We start from the raw sequence: 1,844 nt of genomic DNA on the forward strand, positions 1-1,844 counted from the left end.
GCTCGGCCGCCGCCCTGGCGCGCTCGCGCTCGGACTTCTCGTCGAGTCCCGATCGGTCGTCGCTCACCCGCGCCGCGCCCCTGCCGAATCGCCGTGGCCGGTCCGGCATCTCCTCGATGCCGGAGCGTTCCCGCACGCCGGGACGGCGCCTGCGCTCGGCCGGTGGGCGCTCGCCCCACTCGTCACGTGCCATGAATCGATCACCCCGCCAGTGCCTTCGGAATAGTCGCGTGCTCCGGCAGGATCACCCCGCAACCGAGCGAGGCCGCGAAGGCCGCCGCCTGGTAGCGGTAGCACCGCCGGATCTTCAACCGCGCCTGCGTCGACAGGTCGCGCGTGATGGCTTCGATACGCGGCAGATCGCCGCGCAGGGGCTCGGTGATGGTCACCAACGCCCCGAAGCGGGTCACACCGTGACCCCGGGCTTGCTCCTCACGGGCCTGCTGGGTGGCGCCCACCCGCAGGGTCGCGGCCGCGGAGACCACGCCCCGCTCGCTCTGCTGGGCCACCAGCGCGTTCTTGAAATCGTCGTCGACGATCTCGGCGGCGTCGGCGGCCGAGTGCGGCCGGTACACGATCGCGATGCGCTTGCGCGGCACTTCGGGATTGGGCGCGAGCAGCCGTTGCAGCACCCGCTCGTCCACCGCGCCCTCCGGCGCCGCGTCCATCTCCCAGGTCACCGAGCGGCCACCGTCGTGCACCAGGTGGTCCCACTTCTCGTCGTGCGAAACCGGGCCGGCGTCAGCCCAATCCAGGCCGTGCCCGTCGGGTTCGCTTGCCGCGACTTCCAAGTCGGCCTGCGAGGCCGGGTCGTAGCTGCGCCGGATGAACGAGATCACCTCGTCGGCCGACATCGGCTGAGCGCGCACACCCGCCTCGGCGAGGGCCGCGCAGATGCCGGGCAGGCGACGGCCGATCTCGACCGCCTCCTCGGCGGGGTTCTTGCGGCGCTCGGCGGTGGTGGCCTTGAAGGTGATCGCCACCCGGGGCAGCAGCTGTACCCGCTCCTGCGGCAGCTCGGTAGCGAGCTCGTACATCACCTGCTGGGCCAGCTCCGGCGCGTCCGGCCGGGTGATCGTGGAAACCTCGGTGAGCAAACGGTTTCCGGTCTCCGGCACGGTATCGATCACCGGCACCACCGCGACGATGTCGCTGGTCTGGCCGACCGAGGCGAGGAAGGTGCCCCACGCCGACACCCAGCGGTCGATCACCGGCTGGTCGACCGCCTCGTGGCCTTGCGGCCAGGCCCGCAGCACCACGGTGTACTGGGCGAACTGCGGCAGGTGGATCATGCCGAAGCTGTAGCCGCCCGCGTCGATGCCCTCGTACAGCTTCGACGGCGCGAGCAGTCCCGGCAATCGGGTGACGCCGCCGGGGATCCGGGAAAACCGGCCACCCCGGTACACGTGCTCGCCGCGCTTGCGCGAGCGCATCCAGTTGAACATCATCAATCCCGTCTCGTAGCCCGAGCGGCCCCCCGTCCGCCACACCAGTGGAACCATCACCACGACGCCGGTGACGCCGACGATCAGACCCCATTTGAAGCCGCCGACCATCGCGGTGATCAGTGCCGTGATCACCACCACGAAGCCGATTACGGTCTCTTCCCAGCGCAGACCGAAAAGGCCTGCGCTGCGGGGCTTCTGCCACAGCCCGTACGAGCGCCGCTCGTAGGTATCGTTCGTCGTCATCGTCATCGCGGAATGGTGCTCCTCCCGAGGTCGGGCGATCGATTCGCCCAACGGTCACCGGCCACATCACCCATTGCCTGATCCGCACGGTTCAGGCTGCTCGTCGCGGCGCGGGCCGCGCCGATCCGGCCCGCCGCGCGTGTAGCACCGGAC

At 70.4% G+C, this 1,844-nt stretch carries 2 protein-coding genes; both read right to left on the minus strand.

What is annotated here, in order from left to right; translation table 11 throughout:
* Positions 1-193, minus strand: a 193-nt coding sequence (locus NN4_RS44535) for a hypothetical protein (protein ID WP_186818936.1), incomplete at its 3' end; no start/stop codon positions are given.
* A gap of 7 nt (positions 194-200) precedes the next feature.
* Positions 201-1,691: an SCO6880 family protein gene (locus tag NN4_RS44540; RefSeq protein ID WP_135237408.1), complete on the minus strand. Its 1,491-nt coding sequence runs from the start codon at positions 1,689-1,691 to the stop codon at positions 201-203.
* Between the last annotated feature and the right edge of the window lie 153 nt (positions 1,692-1,844).

The organism is Nocardia ninae NBRC 108245 (genome assembly GCF_007990755.1).
Taxonomy (GTDB): domain Bacteria; phylum Actinomycetota; class Actinomycetes; order Mycobacteriales; family Mycobacteriaceae; genus Nocardia; species Nocardia ninae.